Source organism: Micromonospora sp. NPDC051141 (assembly GCF_044455765.1).
Classification (GTDB): Bacteria; Actinomycetota; Actinomycetes; order Mycobacteriales; family Micromonosporaceae; genus Micromonospora.
Genome location: NZ_JBITFD010000003.1, coordinates 195513 through 213392, shown reverse-complemented (window position 1 = coordinate 213392; position 17880 = coordinate 195513). Strand labels below are relative to the sequence as shown.

Below are 17880 nucleotides of genomic sequence, written 5' to 3'. Positions count from 1 at the left end.
GGGGTGGTGGAGCCCGTTGACCGCGCGCGTGGTCGAGGGGACGGTGCTTGTTACTAGTCGGTAATGCTATCGAAACATCGACACTATTTGAATAGCCCCGGTCATCGGCTCGGGGCAGATCCGTTTACATGTGTCGATTAGGTTGGCGGTGCGAACACCCGACGGAGGGAGTCCCACCCGTGCCACGCGCACTCTCGGCGGCGATCGCCGCCCTGACCCTCACCACCGCCGTCACCACCGTGACCGGCGCCCCCGGCCAGGCCGCCCCGAGCGGATGGGGCCGCCCGCACGTCTCGGCGGCCACCCCCACGCCGGGCGGTCCCGGGCTGGGCGACAGCTACTTCCCCGACTACGGCAACAGCGGCTACGACGTCGACCACTACGACATCCGGCTGCGTTACGAGCCGGCCACCGACCGGCTCAGCGGCACCACCACGATCCTGGCCACCGCCACCAAGGACCTGTCCCGGTTCAACCTCGACTTCGCGCTGGCCGTCGAGTCGGTCCGGGTCAACGGCTGGGCCGCCGGGTTCGCCCGCGCCGGCGACCACGAGCTGGTCGTCACGCCGGCCCGCCCGCTGGCCAAGGGTCAGCAGCTCACCGTCGTGGTGAAGTACGCCGGCGTCCCGTCGGAGACCACCGTCTACGGCTACACCGGCTGGACCCGCACCGCCGACGGCGCGCTCGCCGTGAACGAGCCCGAGTCGGCCTGGTGGTGGTACCCGAGCAACGACCACCCGAAGGACAAGGCCACCTGGGACATCTCCGTCTCGGTGCCGACCGGGCTCGAAGTGGTCAGCAACGGCGTGCAGCCGCGCGACCCGCTGCCCGAGGCCGGCAACCGCACCCGGTGGAGCTGGCGCAGCGTCAAGCCCGGCGCCACCTACCAGGCGTTTCTCGCCATCGGGCAGTACGACATCGTCACCGACACCGCGCCGAACGGGCAGCCGGTGGTGAACGCGTACAGCACCACGCTGGGCGAGCGCCTGCCGGCCGCCCGGGCCAGCATCGAACGCACCGCCGAGATCGTCGACTGGGAGAGCGGGGTGTTCGGCCCGTACCCGTTCGAGGCGCAGGGCGGCGTGGCCGGCCCGGTCGACGGCATCGGTTTCGCGCTGGAGACGCAGACCCGACCGGTCTACGGGCCGGGCTTCTGGCGACGGGGCGCCAACCCGTACGTGGTGGTGCACGAGAACGCGCACCAGTGGTTCGGCGACTCGGTGTCGGTGGCGGCCTGGCGCAACATCTGGCTGAACGAGGGCTTCGCCTCGTACGCCGAGTGGCTCTGGTCCGAGGAGCAGGACGAGGGCACCGCGCAGGAGCTGTTCGACTTCACCTACGACAGCTACCCGGCCGACTCGGAGTTCTGGCAGGTGCTGCCCGGCGACCCGGGCGCCAACCGGGTCTTCGACGACGCGGTCTACGACCGGGGGGCGATGGCGCTGCACCAGATCCGGCTGGCCGTCGGCGACCCGGCGTTCTTCCGGATCCTGCGCACCTGGACGGCCCAGCGGCAGTACGGCAACGGCACCATCGAGCAGTTCCAGGCGCTGGCCGAGCGGATCTCCGGCCGGGACCTGGACGCGGTGTTCACCACCTGGCTGTTCACCGCCGGCCGACCCGAGCTGGGCGCCACCGCGCGCACCTCGGCGGCCCCGGCGCAGCCGGCCTCCTGGACGAAGATCCGGTCGGCGCACGAGCTGCTCGCCCGCTGACCAGCAGCGGGTGTTAAACGGGGCCCCCTCCGCTACCGAATGCGTTAAGAGGGGGCCCCGCCTTACTCCTTACCGGGCGGCGAGTGGCTGCCGGGCCGGGTCGACCGGGGCGGGCAGCGCGCCCACCCCGCCCAGGTACGCGTGCACGGCCGCGGCGGCGGCCCGCCCCTCGGCGATCGCCCAGACGATCAGCGACGCGCCCCGGTGCATGTCGCCGGCGACGAAGACACCGTCGGCGGCCCGCCAGTCGGGGCCGGCGTCGACCGCACCCCGGGCGTTGCGGGCCACCCCGAACTGGGCCAGCAGCGGCTGCTCCTCGGTGCCCTCGAAGCCGATCGCCAGCAGCACCAGGTCGGCCGGGATCTCCCGCTCCGAACCGGGCAGCGGCGTGACGATGCGCCGGCCGTCGACCTTCTCCACGGTCACCTCGGCGATCCGCACGGCCCGGACCTGCCCGGTGCCGTCGTCCACGAACTCCTGCACCGCCACCGCGAAGACCCGCTCGCCGCCCTCCTCGTGCGCCGGGTAGGAACGCAGCAGCCACGGCCAGGTCGGCCACGGGTCCCGCGCGCCGTCGCGTTCGGTCGGCGGCTGCGGGTAGAGGTCGAGCTGGTGGACGCCGGCCGCGCCCTGCCGGTGGGCCACGCCGAGGCAGTCGGCGGCGGTGTCGCCACCGCCGATGATCACCACGTGCTTGCCGGCCGCGTCGATGGGCGTGCCGTCCGGCAGCGTGGCGAGCGCGGGCCGACCGTCGCCCGCCGCCGCCACCACCCGGTTCGCGGCCACCAGGTGCGACATCGCCTGGTGTACGCCGCGCAGCGCCCGGCCCGGCGTCTGGGGGGTGTCCCGGCCCTGCAACGCGCCGCAGGCCAGCACCACCGCGTCGTGCTCGGCGCGGAGCTGCTCGGCGGTCACGTCGACGCCGACGTCGACGCCGGTGCGGAAGCGCACCCCCTCGGCGGTGAGCTGGGCGACCCGGCGGTCGACGTGCTGCTTCTCCAGCTTGAAGTCGGGGATGCCGAAGCGGAGCAGGCCGCCGACGGCGTCGTCGCGCTCGTACACGGTGACCGTGTGGCCGGCGCGGGCGAGCTGCTGCGCGGCGGCCAGGCCGGCCGGGCCGGAGCCGACCACCGCCACCGATCGGCCGGTCGACACGGATGCCGGCCGGGGACGCAGCCCGTCCCGGGCCACCGCCGCGTCGGCGATCTCCACCTCGACCTGCTTGATGGTGACCGGCTGCTGGCCGCCCAGGCCGAGCACGCAGGCCGCCTCGCACGGCGCCGGGCAGAGCCGCCCGGTGAACTCGGGGAAGTTGTTGGTGGCGTGCAGCGACTCCACCGCGGCGTCCCAGTTGCCGGTGCGGACCAGGTCGTTCCAGTCCGGGATGCGGTTGCCCAGCGGGCAGCCGTCGTGGCAGAACGGGATGCCGCAGTCCATGCACCGGGTGGCCTGCTCGCGGATCAGCTCCTCGCCGGCCGGCGGGTAGACCTCCCGCCAGTCCGTGATCCGCACCGGGACCGGACGGCGGGCGGGCAGCCGCCGGTCGTAGCGCAGGAAACCGTTCGGGTCAGGCACGGGCCACCTCCTGGGCGACCACCCGCGGCGCGGGCGGCACGGACGCGGTCGAAGGTGTGGTGAGAGCACTCATCACCGCGTCGTCGACGTCGCGGCCGGCGGCTTCGGCGGCCCGCATGATCTCCATGACCCGGCGGTAGTCCCGGGGCACCACGGCGGTGAACTCCTCCACCGCCTCCGGCCAGCGCTTGAGCAGCGCCTCGGCCACCGCCGAGTCGGTCTCGGCGAAGTGCCGCTGGACCAGCTCGTGCAGGCGGTCCCGTTCCTCGTCGCGCAGCGGCGACAGGTCGACCAGCTCGGGGTTGATCCGCCGCCGGTCCAGCCGGTGCACGAACGCGGTGCCGCCGGACATGCCGGCGGCGAAGTTGCGCCCGGTCGGCCCGAGCACCACCACCGTGCCGCCGGTCATGTACTCACAACCGTGGTCGCCGAGGCCCTCGACCACGGCCACCGCGCCGGAGTTGCGCACCGCGAACCGCTCCCCGACCCGGCCGCGCAGGAACACCTCGCCGCCGGTGGCGCCGTACAGAATGGTGTTGCCGGCGATGATCTGGTCCTCGGCACGGTAGCCGGGCTCGGCGTCGCCGCCGGCGAACGGCGCGGCGGCGTCCGGCCGGACCACGATCCGCCCACCGGACAGGCCCTTGCCGACGTAGTCGTTGGCGTCGCCGTGCAGGCGCAGCGTCACGCCGCGCGGCAGGAACGCGCCGAACGACTGGCCGGCGGTGCCGCGCAGGAGGAACTCGACGGTGTCGTCGGGCAGCCCGGCGCCGCCGAACCGGCGGGTCACCTCGCCGCCGAGCATCGCGCCCACGCTGCGGTGCTCGTTGCGCACCTCGACCTCGACCCGGACCGGCGTGCCGGCGCGCAGCGCCGGACCGGCCAGCTCGATGAGCCGGTTGTCAAGCGCCACGTCGAGGCCGTGGTCCTGGGGCCGGACGCCGCGCCGGGCCGCGCCCTCGGGCAGCTCCGGCAGGTGCAGCACCCGGTGCAGGTCGAGCCCGTGGCCCTTCCAGTGGTCGATGGCGGCGGCCACGTCCAGCAGCTCGGTCTGGCCGATCGCCTCGGAGATGCTGCGGAAACCCAGCTCGGCCAGGTAGCCGCGGACCTCCTCGGCGAGGAAGAGGAAGAAGTTCTCCACGAACTCCGGCCGGCCGGTGAACCGCTCGCGCAGCACCGGGTTCTGGGTGGCGATGCCGACCGGGCAGGTGTCCAGGTGGCAGACCCGCATCATCACGCAGCCCTCGACGATCAGCGGGGCGGTGGCGAAGCCGAACTCCTCCGCGCCGAGCAGCGCCGCGACCAGCACGTCCCGGCCGGTCTTGAGCTGACCGTCGACCTGCACGGTGACCCGATCGCGCAGCTTGTTGAGCAGCAGCGTCTGCTGCGCCTCGGCCAGGCCCAGCTCCCACGGGGTGCCGGCGTGCTTGAGCGAGTTGAGCGGGGACGCGCCGGTGCCGCCGTCGTGCCCGGAGATCAGGATGACGTCGGCCTTCAGCTTGGCCACGCCGGCCGCCACGGTGCCCACCCCGACCTCGCTGACCAGTTTGACGTGCACCCGGGCGGCCGGGTTGACGCACTTCAGGTCGTGGACGAGCTGAGCCAGGTCCTCGATGGAGTAGATGTCGTGGTGCGGCGGCGGGGAGATCAGGCCGACGCCCGGGGTGGCGTGCCGGGTCCGGGCGATCCACGGCCAGACCTTGTTGCCGGGGAGTTGGCCGCCCTCGCCGGGCTTCGCGCCCTGCGCCATCTTGATCTGGAGGTCGTCCGCGTTGACCAGGTATTCGCTCGTCACGCCGAACCGGCCGCTGGCGATCTGCTTGACCGCCGAACGCCGCGCCGGGTCGTGCAGGCGCTCGACGTCCTCGCCGCCCTCGCCGGTGTTGGACTTGCCGCCGAGGCGGTTCATCGCGATCGCGAGCGTCTCGTGCGCCTCGGCCGAGATCGACCCGTACGACATGGCGCCGGTGGCGAAGCGCTTGACGATCTCGGTGGCCGGTTCGACCTCGTCCAGCGGCACCGCCGGGCGGACGCCGGTGCGCAGCGTGAACAGCCCGCGCAGCGAGCCGGCCTTGGCGGCCAGCTCGTCGACCTTGGCGGTGTACTGCCGGAACACGTCGTACTGGCGGCTGCGGGTGGCGTGCTGGAGCAGGAAGACCGTCTCCGGGTTGAACAGGTGCAGCTCGCCCTCGCGGCGCCACTGGTACTCTCCGCCGACCTCCAGCCGGTCGGTGGCGGGCACGCCGGGCGCCGGCCAGGCCAGCGCGTGCCGGGCCGCCACCTCGGCGTGGATCTCGGCCAGCCCGATGCCGCCGATGGTGCTCGGCGTGCCGCGGAAGTAGCGGTCGACCAGGCGGGTGTCCAGGCCGACCGCCTCGAACACCTGCGCGCCGCAGTACGACGACACGGTCGAGATGCCCATCTTGGACATGATCTTCAGGACGCCCTTGCCGAGCGCCTTGACGTAGTTGCGGACCGCCTTCACCCGGTCCACCCCGGCCAGGACGCCCGTGGAGATCATGTCCTCCACCGACTCGAACGCGAGGTACGGGTTGACCGCCGCCGCGCCGTACCCGATCAGCACGGCCGCGTGGTGCACCTCGCGGCAGTCGCCGGACTCGACGACCAGCGCCACCTGGGTACGGGTCTGCTCACGCACCAGGTGCTGGTGCACGGCGGCGGTGAGCAGCAGCGACGGGATCGGGGCCAGGTCGGCGTTGGAGTCCCGGTCGGAGAGCACCAGGATGCGCACGCCGTCCTCGATCGCCTCGGAGACGTGCCGGCAGATCTCGGTCAGCCGGGCCCTGATGCCGGCGCCGCCGTCCCGGATCCGGTAGAGACCGGAGACCCGGACCGCCTTGAAGCCGGGCAGGTCGCCGTCCTCGTCGATGGAGAGGAGCTTGGCCAGCTCGTCGTTGTCGATCACCGGGTAGGGCAGCACGATCTGCCGACAGCTCGCCGGGCCCGGGTCGAGCAGGTTACCCTCCGGCCCGATGGTGGACGCCAGGCTGGTCACCAACTCCTCCCGGATGGCGTCCAGCGGCGGGTTGGTGACCTGGGCGAAGAGCTGGTGGAAGTAGTCGTAGAGCAGCCGCGGCCGGGTGGACAGCGGCGCGATCGGGGTGTCGGTGCCCATCGAGCCGAGCGGCTCCGCGCCGCTGCGGGCCATCGGGCCGAGCAGGATCTTCAGCTCCTCCTCGGTGTAGCCGAACGTCTGCTGCCGGCGGCGTACCGAGTCGTGGGTGTAGACGGTGTGCTCGCGGGCGGGCAGGTCGTCCAGCTCGATCAGGCCGGCGTGCAGCCACTCCTGGTACGGCTGCGCGGCGGCCAGCTCGGTCTTGATCTCGTCGTCGGAGACGATCCGGCCGTTGACGGTGTCGACCAGGAACATCCGGCCCGGCTGGAGCCGACCCTTCGCCACCACGGTGGCCGGGTCGAGGTCGAGCACGCCCGCCTCGCTGCCCAGCACCACCAGGCCGTCGCTGGTGTGCCACCAACGGCCCGGCCGGAGGCCGTTGCGGTCCAGCACCGCGCCGACGACCTCGCCGTCGGTGAACGCGACCGAGGCCGGGCCGTCCCACGGCTCCATCAGGCTGGCGTGGAAGCGGTAGAACGCGCGCTTGTCGGCGCGCATGTCCGGGTCGTTCTCCCACGCCTCCGGGATCATCATGAGCACCGCGTGCGGCAGGCTCCGCCCGGCCAGGTGCAGCAGCTCCAGGACCTCGTCGAAGTTGGCCGAGTCGGACGCCGCCGGGGTGCAGACCGGGAAGACGCGGCGGATGTTGCCGGGGATGCTCGGGCTGCGCAGCAGCGCCTCCCGGGCCTGCATCCAGTTCCGGTTGCCGCGGATCGTGTTGATCTCGCCGTTGTGCGCGATGAAGCGGTACGGGTGCGCCAGCGGCCAGGACGGGAACGTGTTGGTGGAGAAGCGCGAGTGCACCAGCGCGATGGCGCTGACCACGCGCTCGTCGGTCAGCTCCGGGTAGAACGCCGGGAGCTGGTCGGGGGTGAGCATGCCCTTCCACACCATGGTGCGACCGGACAGCGACGGGAAGTAGGCGGGCACGCCCCGCTCGGCGGTCTCCCGCTCGACCTGCTTGCGCAGGCAGAACGCCACCCGGTCCAGGTCGAGCCCGGTCAGCGGGGAGCCGGCCGGGCCGGCGGGCGCGTCGGTCAGCCGGTGCGCGGCGACGAAGAGCTGCCGCACCCGGGGCATCGCCGCGAGCGCGGTCTCCCCCAGGCCGGACGGGTCGGTCGGCACCTCCCGCCAGCCGAGCACGTCCGCGCCCTCGACCAGCGCGTACTTGTCCACCACCCGGCGGGCGCGCGCCTCGGCGGCGTCGTCGTCGGGCAGGAAGACCAGGCCGGTCGCGTACTGGCCGGGCGGGGGCAGCGGGAAGTCGACGGTCGCGCGCAGGAACGCGTCCGGCACCTGGATCATGATGCCGGCGCCGTCCCCGGTGTTGTGCTCCGCGCCCCGGGCGCCCCGGTGGTCCAGCCGGCAGAGCGCCCCGAGGCCGTTCGCGACGACCTGGTGCGAACGCCGCCCGTGCAGGTCGGCCACGAAGGCCACGCCGCAGGCGTCATGCTCGTACGCGGGGTCGTACAGCCCCGTCGTCGGCGGGGCCGGTTGCGGGCTGAGAGGGTACGGAAAGGCCACCGGGCCTCCTGTCGTCACTCAGGATGGATCATGGAGGGGACGACGTCGGCCCGCTGGGGTTTATTGAGTCTACGTTAGGGCGTGCCGCGCAAGGCCAGTTCAGATTGATCACACTTCCAGATGCTGGGACGTGTAGTCTCGCGCGGTGGATCTCGTGCGTACTGACGTACTCGACCGGTTGGAGCGGTTCTACGACGCGGTGCCCCGCGACGCGGCCCGGGTGGAGGAGTTCGACACCCTGGTGCTGTTCGTCCGGGACGGGGCCGGTTGGCCGTTCTACGCCCGCCCCCGGCCGGGCGCCACCGAGGCGACCACGCTCGCCGAGGTGACCGCGGTCCGGGAACGGCAACGCGAACTGGGCCTGCCGGAGGCGTTCGAGTGGGTGCACGAACACCAGCCGAGCCTGCTGGCGGTGGCCCGCTCGGCCGGGCTGAGCGTGCTGGAGGCGCCGCTCATGCTGCTGGAGGCGGAGCGGCTGCCCGACCCGGGCACGCTCAGCGACGTACCGATGCGGGTGCTGGACCCCGACGACCCCGGCTTCGCGGCGGACATCGCGCTGCGCCGGGCCGTCGCGGCGGTCGGCTTCGCCCACGGCGGCACCGCCCGGGGTGACGCCGGGCCGGCCGAACGGGACGCCGCGCTCGCCCGGCTGGACGTCGACGCGCTGGACGAGGAGGCGGCCCGGGTGGCCGACGGGCGGCGCGTCTCGGTGCTCGCCGGCACCCCGGCCGACGGCCCGCTGGCCAGCGGCATGGCGATGCGGGTCGGCGACGTGGCGGAGATCGCCGGGGTGGCCACCCTGCCGTCCGCCCGGCGACGCGGGCTGGGCGCCGCGGTGACCGCCACGCTGGCCCGGGAGCTGCGCGCCGCCGGCACCGACCTGGTCTTCCTGAGCGCGGGCAGCGAGGATATCGCCCGGGTCTACCTGCGGGTCGGCTTCCGCCGGGTCGGCACCGCCTGCATCGCCGAGCCGGCCGCGGTCATCTGAGCGCCCCCGGCGGCCCCGGCGCAGCCCGCGCCGGGGCGGTCAGGACGGTGGTTGCCAGTCGGCGGCCGCCGCGGCGGCGGTGTTGCGCAGCCGCGGGCTGATCGTGCCCAGCGCGGCGTCCCGGGCGCGCAGCGCCAGCCGACCCCGGGTCTGCAACACGGCCGACATCCGGCGGGTCTGCCGGACCATGGTCGCCGCCCGGGGGCGGCGCAGCCGGTCGTAGGCGGTCACCGCGTCCGGCAGCCGCGACTCGCGCAGTAGCCCGGCGAGCGTGGCCGCGTCCTCGAACGCCAGGCAGGCGCCCTGCCCGAGGTGCGGCGGCATGGCGTGCGCGGCGTCACCGAGCAGCACCACGCCGCCCGGACCGACCGGGAAACCGTATGACCGGGGCAACGGCCGCAGCTCGCGGACCTCCTGCTGCACCACGTCGACCGGATCGGTGGCCTCCAACAGCGTGGCGATCGGCGCGGGCCACCCCGCGAACCAGCGCTTGAGCAGGGCGAGCTGGATCTCCGGCGGCTCGGGCCGAGGCGCGCCGGCAGCGGTCGCCACCCAGTAGATGCCGCCCCGGCGCGACGCCCCGGCGGTGCCCCGCTCGCCGAGCGAGGCGGCCACGAACCGGTAACCGGCACCCAGCGTCTCGCCGTGCACCGGCTGGTCGCCGGGAAGCTGCGGGGCGCGGTACCAGGGGATGACCGCGCGCCAGGCGGCACACCCGGAACTCACCACGGCGGTCTCCGGGGCGAGCTGCCGCCGGATCTCGCTGTCCGTGCCGTCGGCGGCCACCACCAGGTCGGCTTCGACCGTGTGCCGGCCGTCGTCCACCGCCGGCCGTTCGCCGTCGACCGCGCGCACGCCGCGCACCGTCACCCCGGTACGCAGCTCCACCCGCTCGCCCAACCCGGCGATGAGCGCGTCGTGCAGGTCCTCCCGGTGCACCACCACCGGCATCCGCTCGGCCGGGACGGGGCGGGGCTGCACCAGCCACTGCCCGTCCGGGCGGCGGATCCCGCCGTCGGGCAGCGGTGTGGCGATCGCGTCCAGCCCGTGGCCGAGGCCGAGCGCGCGCAGCGCGCGTACCCCGTTCGGCCAGAGCACCACGGCGGTCGCCTCCGGCCGGACCCGGTCGGCCCGCTCCAGCAGCGTGACCTCCCACCCGGAGCGGGCCAGCGCGCCGGCCACCGCCATTCCGCCGAGGCCGGCGCCGACCACCACCGCGCTGCGCATGACTCCCCCGCTCAGCTGTCCCGGTCCGCCGGGCGCCCGCCGCCGTCCGCCCGCCCGGCGTCCGCCCGCCCGGCGTCCGCGTCGGCCCGGTCCGCGTCGTCGGCCCGCTCGGCGTCCGCGTCGATCCGGTCGGCGTCGTCGGCCCGCCCGGCGTCCGCGTCGATCCGGTCGGCGTCGTCGGCCCGGTCGGCGTCGTCGAGCGCCGGGCCGTCGGCCGCCGTGGGCTCCGTCGGGGGCAGCGCGCCGGTTTCCCGGTACGCGCGGAACTGGTCCTCGGTCACCACCCGGTAGCCCTCCGGCGCCACCGTGGCCGCGGCGGGCTCGCGGGCGGCGAGGTCGACCTGGGACACGTCGCCGGCCGGCGTCGCCGGCGCCGTCGGCTCACCGATCGGGACGAGGTACTCCCGGGGGCCACGGACCCGGACGAAGTAGGCGAGCGCGCCGAGGAAGACCAGCGCCGCGGTCCAGACGTTGAGGCGTACGCCGAGGATGTGGTTGGCCTCGTCGGTGCGCATCAGCTCGATCCAGAACCGGCCCGCCGTGTAGCCCATCACGTAGAGCGCGAAGGCCCGGCCCCGGCCCAACCGCAGCCTGCGGTCGAGCACCAGCACCAACGCGGCGACGCCGACGTTCCAGAGCGCCTCGTAGAGGAACGTCGGATGGTAGAGCCCGGGTTGCAGGACCGGGTTGCCGGCGTCGTCGCGGAGCGCGCGACCCGGATTCTCCGGATCCATCACGTGCACCTCGAGGCCCCACGGCAAGCTGGTCCGCCCGCCGTAGAGCTCGTTGTTGAACCAGTTGCCCAGCCGGCCCACGGCCTGCGCCAGGGGCATGCCGGGGGCCAGCGCGTCGGCGACCACGGAGAGCGGAATGCCGAGCTGCCGGGCGGCGAGCCAGGCGCCGACCGCGCCGCCGGCCACCGCGCCCCAGATGCCGAGCCCGCCCTCCCAGATGGCGAACGCCTTGAGCGGCTGGCCGTCGGCGCCGAAGTATTTCTCCGGGGAGGTGATCACGTGGTAGAGCCGGGCGCCGATGATGCCCGCCGGCACCGCCCAGACGGCGATGTCGAGCACGGCGCCCGGTGCGACGCCACGGCGACGCAGTCGGTACTCGGTGACCACGCAGGCCACCACGATGCCGGCAATGATGCAGAGCGCGTACGCCCGGATCGGAACCGGACCGAGCTGCCAGACGGCGGTGCTGGGGCTGGGCATGGCCGCCAGGGGAGTCATCGGGGCGAGGGTCACGGGTGCACACGGTACCGGTGCGGACCGTGTGCGCGGCACCCCGGTCCGGCCTGTCCGGTCGTCGGCGCGGCGCGGCACGCGCACCCGACGGCAGTGCTTCCGGTGCCTACGAACTTGATGGCACGGGTGACTCACCGCACCACGCACCGATCTTCGCCGTCCCCGCCACCCCACACGGACCCACCCCACCCACCCGTGGCGTGATCGCACCCGTCGGCGTGGTGCGGCGCGCCTGACCCGTCCACGCCATCAAGTTCGTAGGCGAAGACCGGCATCCCGTCCTGCCCACGCCGAAGAGCCGGACGGCGTGGACCCCGTCGGGGCGAGCGCATCACGAACACCGCCGGAACGACCGACGGCGAGCGGCGGCAGAGACCGGTGGCAGAGATGGGCGACAGGGACCGGCGACAGGCCAACTGACGGGCCGGCGACGGGAGTCAGCGAACGGGGTTGCGGACGCCCTCGGCGAGTTCGGCGCTGAGCTTGCGCAGCGCGGCCAGGCCGGCGGCCTCGTCCGGCGCGTCGAGCACGCAGCGGACCAGCGCGCTGCCCACGATCACCGCGTCGGCGTACCCGGCGACGTTGGCGGCCTGCGCGCCGGTGCCCACGCCCAGCCCGACGCCGACCGGCAGGTCGGTGACCTCGCGCAGCCGGGAGACCAGGACCGGCGCCGCCTCGGAGGTCTGGGCGCGGGCGCCGGTCACGCCCATGATCGCGGTGGCGTAGACGAAACCGCGGCAGTGCTCGGCGGTCATCCGCAGGCGCGCGTCGGTGGAGGACGGCGACACCAGGAACGTCCGGTCCAGGCCGTGCGCCTCGGAGGCGGCCAGCCACTCGGCCGCCTCGTCGGGGATCAGGTCCGGCGTGATGAGCCCGGTGCCGCCGGCGGCGGCCAGGTCACGGGCGAACGCGTCGACGCCGTACTGCTCGATCGGGTTCCAGTAGGTCATGGTGACCACCGGCGCGCCGGTCGCGGCCACCGCCTCGATGACGCGCAGCGCGTCGGCGGTGCGCACGCCGCCGGCCAACGCGATGTCGCTGGCCTTCTGGATGACCGGCCCGTCCATCACCGGGTCGGAGTAGGGGATCTCCACCTCGACGACGTCGACGCCCGCCTCGACCATCGCGGTCATGGCGGCGATGCTGCCCTCGACCGTGGGGAAGCCGGCCGGCATGCAGCCGACCAGCACGGCCCGCCCGTCGGCCCGGGCCTTGTCGAAGGCGACCCCGATGCGACTCACGCTCTCACTCCTTGTCGAGGATGCCGAAGTACGCGCCGGCGGTGTGCACGTCCTTGTCGCCACGGCCGGAGAGGTTGACCACGATCACCGGCTCCCGGCCCAGCTCGGCGGCGAGTTCCGGAGCGATCTTGCGGGCGCCGGCCAGCGCGTGCGCGCTCTCGATCGCCGGGATGATCCCCTCGGTGCGGCAGAGCAGCTCGAACGCGGCCATCGCCTCGGCGTCCTCGACGGGCAGGTAGGTGGCCCGGCCCGTGTCGTGCAGCCAGGCGTGCTCCGGCCCGACGCCCGGGTAGTCCAGACCGGCCGAGATCGAGTGCGACTCGATGGTCTGGCCGTCGGCGTTCTGCAGGACGTAGGTGCGGGTGCCGTGCAGCACGCCCGACGAGCCGCCGGTGATGCTTGCCGCGTGCCGGCCGGACTCGACGCCCTCGCCACCGGCCTCGAAGCCGTAGAGCCGCACCCCGGCGTCGGGCACGAAGGCGTGGAAGATGCCCAGCGCGTTGGAGCCGCCGCCGACACAGGCCGCGACCGCGTCCGGCAGCGCCCCGGTCAGGTCCAGGCACTGCTGACGGGCCTCCACGCCGATGCCGCGCACGAAGTCCCGGACCATCTCCGGGAACGGGTGCGGCCCGGCGGCGGTGCCGATCAGGTAGTGGGTGTCCTCGACGTTGGCGACCCAGTCGCGCATCGCCTCGTTCATCGCGTCCTTGAGCGTGCGCGAGCCGGCCGTCACCGGGATCACGGTGGCGCCGAGCATCCGCATCCGGGCCACGTTGAGCGCCTGCCGCTCGGTGTCCACCGCGCCCATGTAGACCACGCACTCGAGGTCGAACAGCGCGGCGGCGGTCGCGGTGGCCACGCCGTGCTGGCCGGCGCCGGTCTCCGCGATCACCCGCCGCTTGCCCATCCGCCGGGTGAGCAGCGCCTGGCCGAGCACGTTGCGGACCTTGTGGGCGCCGGTGTGGTTGAGGTCCTCCCGCTTGAGCAGGACGCGCGCCCCCACCTGGGCGGAGAGCCGCCGGGCCTCGTACAGCATCGACGGGGTGCCGGCGTAGTCGCGCAGCAGCGCGTCGAACTCGGCGAGGAACTCCTCGTCCCCCATCGCCTTGCGGTACGCCGCGTCCAGCTCGTCCAGCGCGGCGACGAGCGCCTCGGGGACGAACCGGCCGCCGAACCGGCCGAAGTGGCCGGCGGCGTCGGGAACCTGGCCGGCAGCGGGTGCGGCGCTCATCGCGGGCGTCCTCTCGGTTCGGGTGGACCCGGCGCGGGTCAGCGCACCGGGCGGGGCGTGGCCGGGTGGTTCCCGGCGTTGACCAGCTCGGCGACCGCCTCGCGGGGGCTCTTCTGGGTGACCAGGCCCTCGCCCACCAGGACGGCGTCGGCGCCGGCCGAGGCGTACCGGATCAGGTCGTGCGGACCGCGCACGCCCGACTCGGCGATCTTGACGACGCGGCTCGGCAGCCCGGGCGCGATCCGCTCGAACACCGACCGGTCGACCTCCAGGGTACGCAGGTCGCGGGCGTTGACGCCGATCACCTGCGCGCCGGCCTCCAGGGCCCGGTCCGCCTCTTCCTCGGTGTGCACCTCGACGAGCGCGGTCATGCCCAACGACTCGATCCGCTCCAGCAGCCCGACCAGCGCGTTCTGCTCCAGCGCGGCGACGATCAGCAGCACCAGGTCGGCGCCGTGCGCGCGGGCCTCGTGCACCTGGTAGCTGGAGACCACGAAGTCCTTGCGCAGCACCGGCACGTTCACCGCGGCCCGGACCGCGGCCAGGTCGTCGAGCGACCCGCCGAACCAGCGGCCCTCGGTCAGCACGCTGATCGCCCGCGCGCCACCGGCCGCGTAGTCGCTGGCCAGGTCGGCCGGGTTCGCGATCTCGGCCAGCCGCCCCTTGGACGGCGACGAGCGCTTCACCTCGGCGATCACGGCCACGCCGGGTCGGCGCAGCGCCGCGTACGCGTCGATCGGCGGCGGCGCGGCGGCGGCCAGCTCACGGATCCGCTCCAGCGGGAGCTGCTCCTGCCGCCGGGCCACGTCCTCGCGCACCCCGGCCAGGATCTCGTCGAGCACCCCTGCGGACGGCGCCGCTCCGGCGTCGTCCCCCTCCGCGTGCGCATGCTCAGCAGTCACCAACGGACTCCCCTCTCCGGGTGTCATGGGCCGATGCTAGGTGGCGCCACCTGGCGACACGTGCCGGGGGGTATGGCGCACCTCACGACATGGGCTGTGGCATGATGGCCGACTTCGGGTGAACGCGGTGTCACGCAGCGCCACCGCATGCATCGACCATCGCCCATGACCCATCTCACCACGCCCGGCCCGACCTCGCAGCCCGACGTCCGGCCCGCTGTGACCAAGGTCAAGGACTTCCGCCCCTGTGCAGGTCGCCCCGCGTGCGGGAGCGTTGACCTGCGCTTCACGGTGGCGAAACGTGAGCCGGACACCATCGTCGCAGGGCAGACTCGACGAGGCCGCTGCCGACCGAAGCCGAACGATCTCGTGTGGGGTGAACCATGAGCGCCAACGGGCCGCACCAGAACATCGGGTTGACCACCGTCTCCCGGACCGTCGCCGCACTCGCCGTCGGCGTGGTGCACACGCTCGAACGCGCGGTGGCCGGTGACGGCCGGACGCGTACCGCCCGGGGCAACGCCTGGGAGGCGGTCTGCGCCGACCGGGCCCGGGCCGCGCAACGCCGCGAGCTGGAGCGGCTGGTGGCCGAGCTGGCCGCCGCCCGGGCCGCGGCCCGCGACCGCCGGGCGACGCGCGAGGCCCAGCCGGTCAGCTGACCGTCGGGTCCTCACCCCGGTCCAGCGCGTCCCAGGCGTCCCGGGTGCCCCGTTCGACCGCTGGCCGGTCCGGGTCGGCGGGGGCGGTCGACCCGGCCCGCCGCTCGTACCGGGCGCCCATCGCCGGCCACCGCCCGGCCCGCCACGCGGTGCACGCGCCGCCGGTCGCGAGCGCCAGACCGCCCACCAGCACCAGGGCCGGCCAGAGCCGGCTGACCCCGGGCTCGCCGAGACCGATCCCGCCACCGACCGCCACGGCCAGCCCGACGACCGCCAGCAGCACGCCGAGCAGCCGGCGCAGCCGCCCCCCGGTGGCCAGCACCGCGCCGCCGCCGGCCAACCCGACGTAGGCCAGCGCCGACACCCACGGCAGCAGGTCCGCGCCGGTGCGGCCCGACCGGCCGGGCCCGAGGGAACCGCCGGCGGTCGGATCGGCCGACCAGCTCCGGGTCACCGCCCAGGCGGCCAGGCCCGCGCCGGCCAGGCAGAGCAGCACCGCGTACGCCAGCTCGCGCCGGCTGCGCACGGCGGGCGGGCCGACCGCGGCGCCGGTCACGGGGTCACCCCCGGCGAGCTGACCGGCAGCTCGGTGAAGAAGCAGGTGCGGTGGCCGGTGTGGCAGGCCGCGCCCACCTGCTCCACGCTGACCAGCAGCGCGTCGCCGTCGCAGTCCAGCGCGACCGAGCGGACGTACTGGTGGTGGCCGGAGGTCGCGCCCTTGACCCAGTACTCCCCCCGACTGCGCGACCAGTAGGTGGCCCGGCCGCTGGTGAGCGTGCGGTGCAGCGCCTCGTCGTCCATCCACGCGACCATCAGCACCTCACCCGAGTCGTGGGCGCGGACCACGGCGGCGACCAGACCGTCCGGGGTGCGGCGGAGCCGGGCCGCGATGGCCGGGTCGAGCTGGGAGGGCCGGGCCGGGCCGGCGGCGGAGCGGGCGGAGGCGCCGGTCACGGGCGCGTCAGAGGCGGGCACGGTTGACCATTCTCCCGCACGTGGCGCCGGCACCGTCGTCGTGTCCCGGGTCGCCGGTGGCGCGGCGTGCAGCGTCCGGCTGAGCTGACCGAGGTAGCGGTCCACCCGGCCGTCGGCGAGCGCCTCGGCCAGGTCCGCGCCGGCCACCGCGGCGACCTCCCCGGCGTACGGGCGGACCAGCGGGACGATGCCGGTGACCAGGCGGCCGGCGGCGGCCCCGACCTCGGCCGGGGCGCCGGCGCGCAGCCCGAGGCAGAGCAGCATGTCGGCGCGGTAGCCGGGCGGGGCCACCGGCAGGTCCAGCACGGCGGTCAGCGCGGCCCGCCGGGACACCACCCGGACGGCCGGGTTGGCCAGCCGGAGCACCGAGGGGCAGAGCCGGGCCAGGTCGGCCGCCGCGAGCCGGACCCCGGGGGCGTCGCCGGCCCAGTGCGCCCCGGCCACCTTGCCCAGCGTGGCGATCAGGTCCTCCAGGCGCGGCTCGTCGGCGGGCTGACAGAGCACCGGCAGGTCGATCCGGCGGCGCCACTCCGGCACCGCCCAGAGCAGCCGGGCGGGCGCGGTTACCGGCAGCCCGAACGCCCAGTCGGCGGGCTGCCCGAGCCGGCGCACCCAGGAGCGGACGTCCCGGGAGGCCACCGAGACGTGCACCAGCCGCCCGTCGAACTCGGCCAGGTAGGCGTCCCGGCTCGCGTACGCGCCGGTGGGGCGGGCCGGGGCCGTCGAGGCGGGACGCTCCTCGTCGGTGGCGACGAGCACGTCCACGTCGACGTCGCTGTGCTCGGTGGCGGCCCGTCGGGCGTGGCTGCCGCGCAGCATGATCCCGACGACCGGTCGGTCCGCGGCCCGGCGCAGGCGGGTGGCCCAGTCGTCGAGGAATCCGGACTCGGGCAACGAAGCGGGACCCACCGCGACATGGTGCCGGAAGTCCGATCTCAAGCGCAATGCCCGATGGCGGACCAGGTGTCCGGTGCGGGCGGCTTAGCCCAGTTCCTCTTCCGCCTGCCGGTACACGTCGATCTTGTGGTCGAGGGCCTTGAGATCCTCGGTCAACTCGGCCATCCGGACCAGCACCCGGGCCCGGTGCGCCTCGAACAGCGCCCGCCGCGCGCCGAGCGTCCGGTCGCCCTGCCGGGCCAGCTCGGCGTAGCGGCGCATGTCGCGCACCGGCATCCCGGTCCGGCGCAGCCGCAGGAGCAGGTACAGCCAGTTGACGTCCGCCTCGGTGTAGCGCCGGCGGCCGGCGGAGTCCCGCCCGACCGGCGCGACCAGCCCCTCCTGCTCGTACCAGCGCAGCGTGTAGGTGGTCAGACCGACCCGCTGCGCCGCCTCGCCGACGCTGAGGCTCTTCTCCCGGATACCGATGTCCACCGATCCAGACTTCCAGTTCGAGCCCACTCGAAGTCAACAGTATTGCCCGGCCGGTGGAATTCATCTACCGTTGATTTCAACGGTAGATG

The 17880-nt window shown here is 74.4% G+C and carries 13 protein-coding genes and 1 pseudogene; 3 read left to right on the top strand and 11 right to left on the bottom strand.

The features are described 5' to 3' along the window. Positions 1–179 precede the first annotated feature (179 nt). A complete protein-coding gene (locus tag ACIA6B_RS06315) occupies positions 180–1715 on the top strand; it encodes a M1 family metallopeptidase (RefSeq protein ID WP_396771538.1) in 1536 nt (511 codons plus the stop codon). Between the two features lie 69 nt (positions 1716–1784). Here ACIA6B_RS06315 and ACIA6B_RS06310 read toward each other — a convergent pair whose 3' ends face one another. Together ACIA6B_RS06310 and gltB are read right to left on the bottom strand one after the other, a co-directional pair. Beyond that, positions 1785–3290 carry a glutamate synthase subunit beta gene (locus tag ACIA6B_RS06310; protein WP_396771536.1) on the bottom strand — a complete coding sequence of 502 codons (1506 nt, stop codon included), beginning with the start codon at positions 3288–3290 and terminating at the stop codon, positions 1785–1787. Next, positions 3283–7950 (bottom strand): glutamate synthase large subunit, encoded by a 4668-nt coding sequence (gene gltB, locus ACIA6B_RS06305; RefSeq protein WP_396771534.1) that lies wholly within the window; start codon positions 7948–7950, stop codon positions 3283–3285. The genes ACIA6B_RS06310 and gltB overlap by 8 nt, the downstream gene beginning before the upstream one ends. Positions 7951–8095: 145 nt before the next feature. Here gltB and ACIA6B_RS06300 point away from each other — a divergent pair, with 145 nt between their 5' ends. Further along, complete coding sequence (locus tag ACIA6B_RS06300) at positions 8096–8938, top strand: GNAT family N-acetyltransferase (protein ID WP_396771532.1); 843 nt, start codon at positions 8096–8098, stop codon at positions 8936–8938. A 39-nt stretch (positions 8939–8977) separates the two neighbouring features. On the opposite strand, the gene ACIA6B_RS06295 is transcribed toward ACIA6B_RS06300, so the two are convergent. From ACIA6B_RS06295 to trpC, 5 genes are all read right to left on the bottom strand, one after another. Continuing rightward, entirely contained in the window at positions 8978–10165 is a 1188-nt protein-coding gene (locus tag ACIA6B_RS06295; protein WP_396771530.1) for an FAD-dependent oxidoreductase, read from the bottom strand. Positions 10166–10176: 11 nt separating this feature from the next. Beyond that, positions 10177–11412, bottom strand: coding sequence for a prolipoprotein diacylglyceryl transferase (gene lgt / locus ACIA6B_RS06290; RefSeq protein ID WP_396771528.1), 1236 nt, complete (start codon positions 11410–11412; stop codon positions 10177–10179). A 437-nt stretch (positions 11413–11849) separates the two neighbouring features. Then, positions 11850–12653 carry a tryptophan synthase subunit alpha gene (gene trpA / locus ACIA6B_RS06285; RefSeq protein ID WP_396771526.1) on the bottom strand — a complete coding sequence of 268 codons (804 nt, stop codon included), beginning with the start codon at positions 12651–12653 and terminating at the stop codon, positions 11850–11852. 4 nt (positions 12654–12657) lie between these two features. Further along, the gene (trpB, locus tag ACIA6B_RS06280; RefSeq protein WP_396771524.1) at positions 12658–13884 is read right to left on the bottom strand and encodes a tryptophan synthase subunit beta; all 1227 of its coding nucleotides are present in this window, start codon (positions 13882–13884) and stop codon (positions 12658–12660) included. Positions 13885–13922: 38 nt separating this feature from the next. After that, on the bottom strand, positions 13923–14726 hold the full coding sequence (gene trpC / locus ACIA6B_RS06275) for an indole-3-glycerol phosphate synthase TrpC (protein ID WP_281938492.1): 804 nt from the start codon (positions 14724–14726) through the stop codon (positions 13923–13925). Positions 14727–15169: 443 nt separating this feature from the next. On the opposite strand from trpC, the gene ACIA6B_RS06270 reads away from it, so the two are divergent. After that, positions 15170–15445 carry a hypothetical protein gene (locus ACIA6B_RS06270; protein WP_396771522.1) on the top strand — a complete coding sequence of 92 codons (276 nt, stop codon included), beginning with the start codon at positions 15170–15172 and terminating at the stop codon, positions 15443–15445. Here ACIA6B_RS06270 and ACIA6B_RS06265 read toward each other — a convergent pair. The 4 genes and pseudogenes from ACIA6B_RS06265 to ACIA6B_RS06250 form a co-directional block, all read right to left on the bottom strand. Then, positions 15438–16001: a Trp biosynthesis-associated membrane protein gene (locus ACIA6B_RS06265; RefSeq protein WP_396771520.1), complete on the bottom strand. Its 564-nt coding sequence runs from the start codon at positions 15999–16001 to the stop codon at positions 15438–15440. The genes ACIA6B_RS06270 and ACIA6B_RS06265 overlap by 8 nt on opposite strands. Next, on the bottom strand, positions 15998–16420 hold the full coding sequence (gene hisI / locus ACIA6B_RS06260) for a phosphoribosyl-AMP cyclohydrolase (protein WP_281938494.1): 423 nt from the start codon (positions 16418–16420) through the stop codon (positions 15998–16000). The genes ACIA6B_RS06265 and hisI overlap by 4 nt, the downstream gene beginning before the upstream one ends. A 180-nt stretch (positions 16421–16600) precedes the next feature. Further along, a pseudogene (locus tag ACIA6B_RS06255) lies at positions 16601–17239 on the bottom strand (phosphoribosyl-AMP cyclohydrolase); the annotation flags it as partial. 162 nt (positions 17240–17401) lie between these two features. Further along, on the bottom strand, positions 17402–17791 hold the full coding sequence (locus ACIA6B_RS06250) for a MerR family transcriptional regulator (protein ID WP_396771518.1): 390 nt from the start codon (positions 17789–17791) through the stop codon (positions 17402–17404). Between the last annotated feature and the right edge of the window lie 89 nt (positions 17792–17880).

What these genes read in the sequence shown, in the direction of transcription:
- ACIA6B_RS06295 (WP_396771530.1), bottom strand. Translation starts at nt 10,165, where the DNA reads ATGCGCAGCGCGGTGGTGGTCGGCGCCGGCCTCGGCGGAATGGCGGTG.
- trpB (WP_396771524.1), bottom strand. Translation starts at nt 13,884, where the DNA reads ATGAGCGCCGCACCCGCTGCCGGCCAGGTTCCCGACGCCGCCGGCCAC.
- ACIA6B_RS06270 (WP_396771522.1), top strand. Translation starts at nt 15,170, where the DNA reads ATGAGCGCCAACGGGCCGCACCAGAACATCGGGTTGACCACCGTCTCC.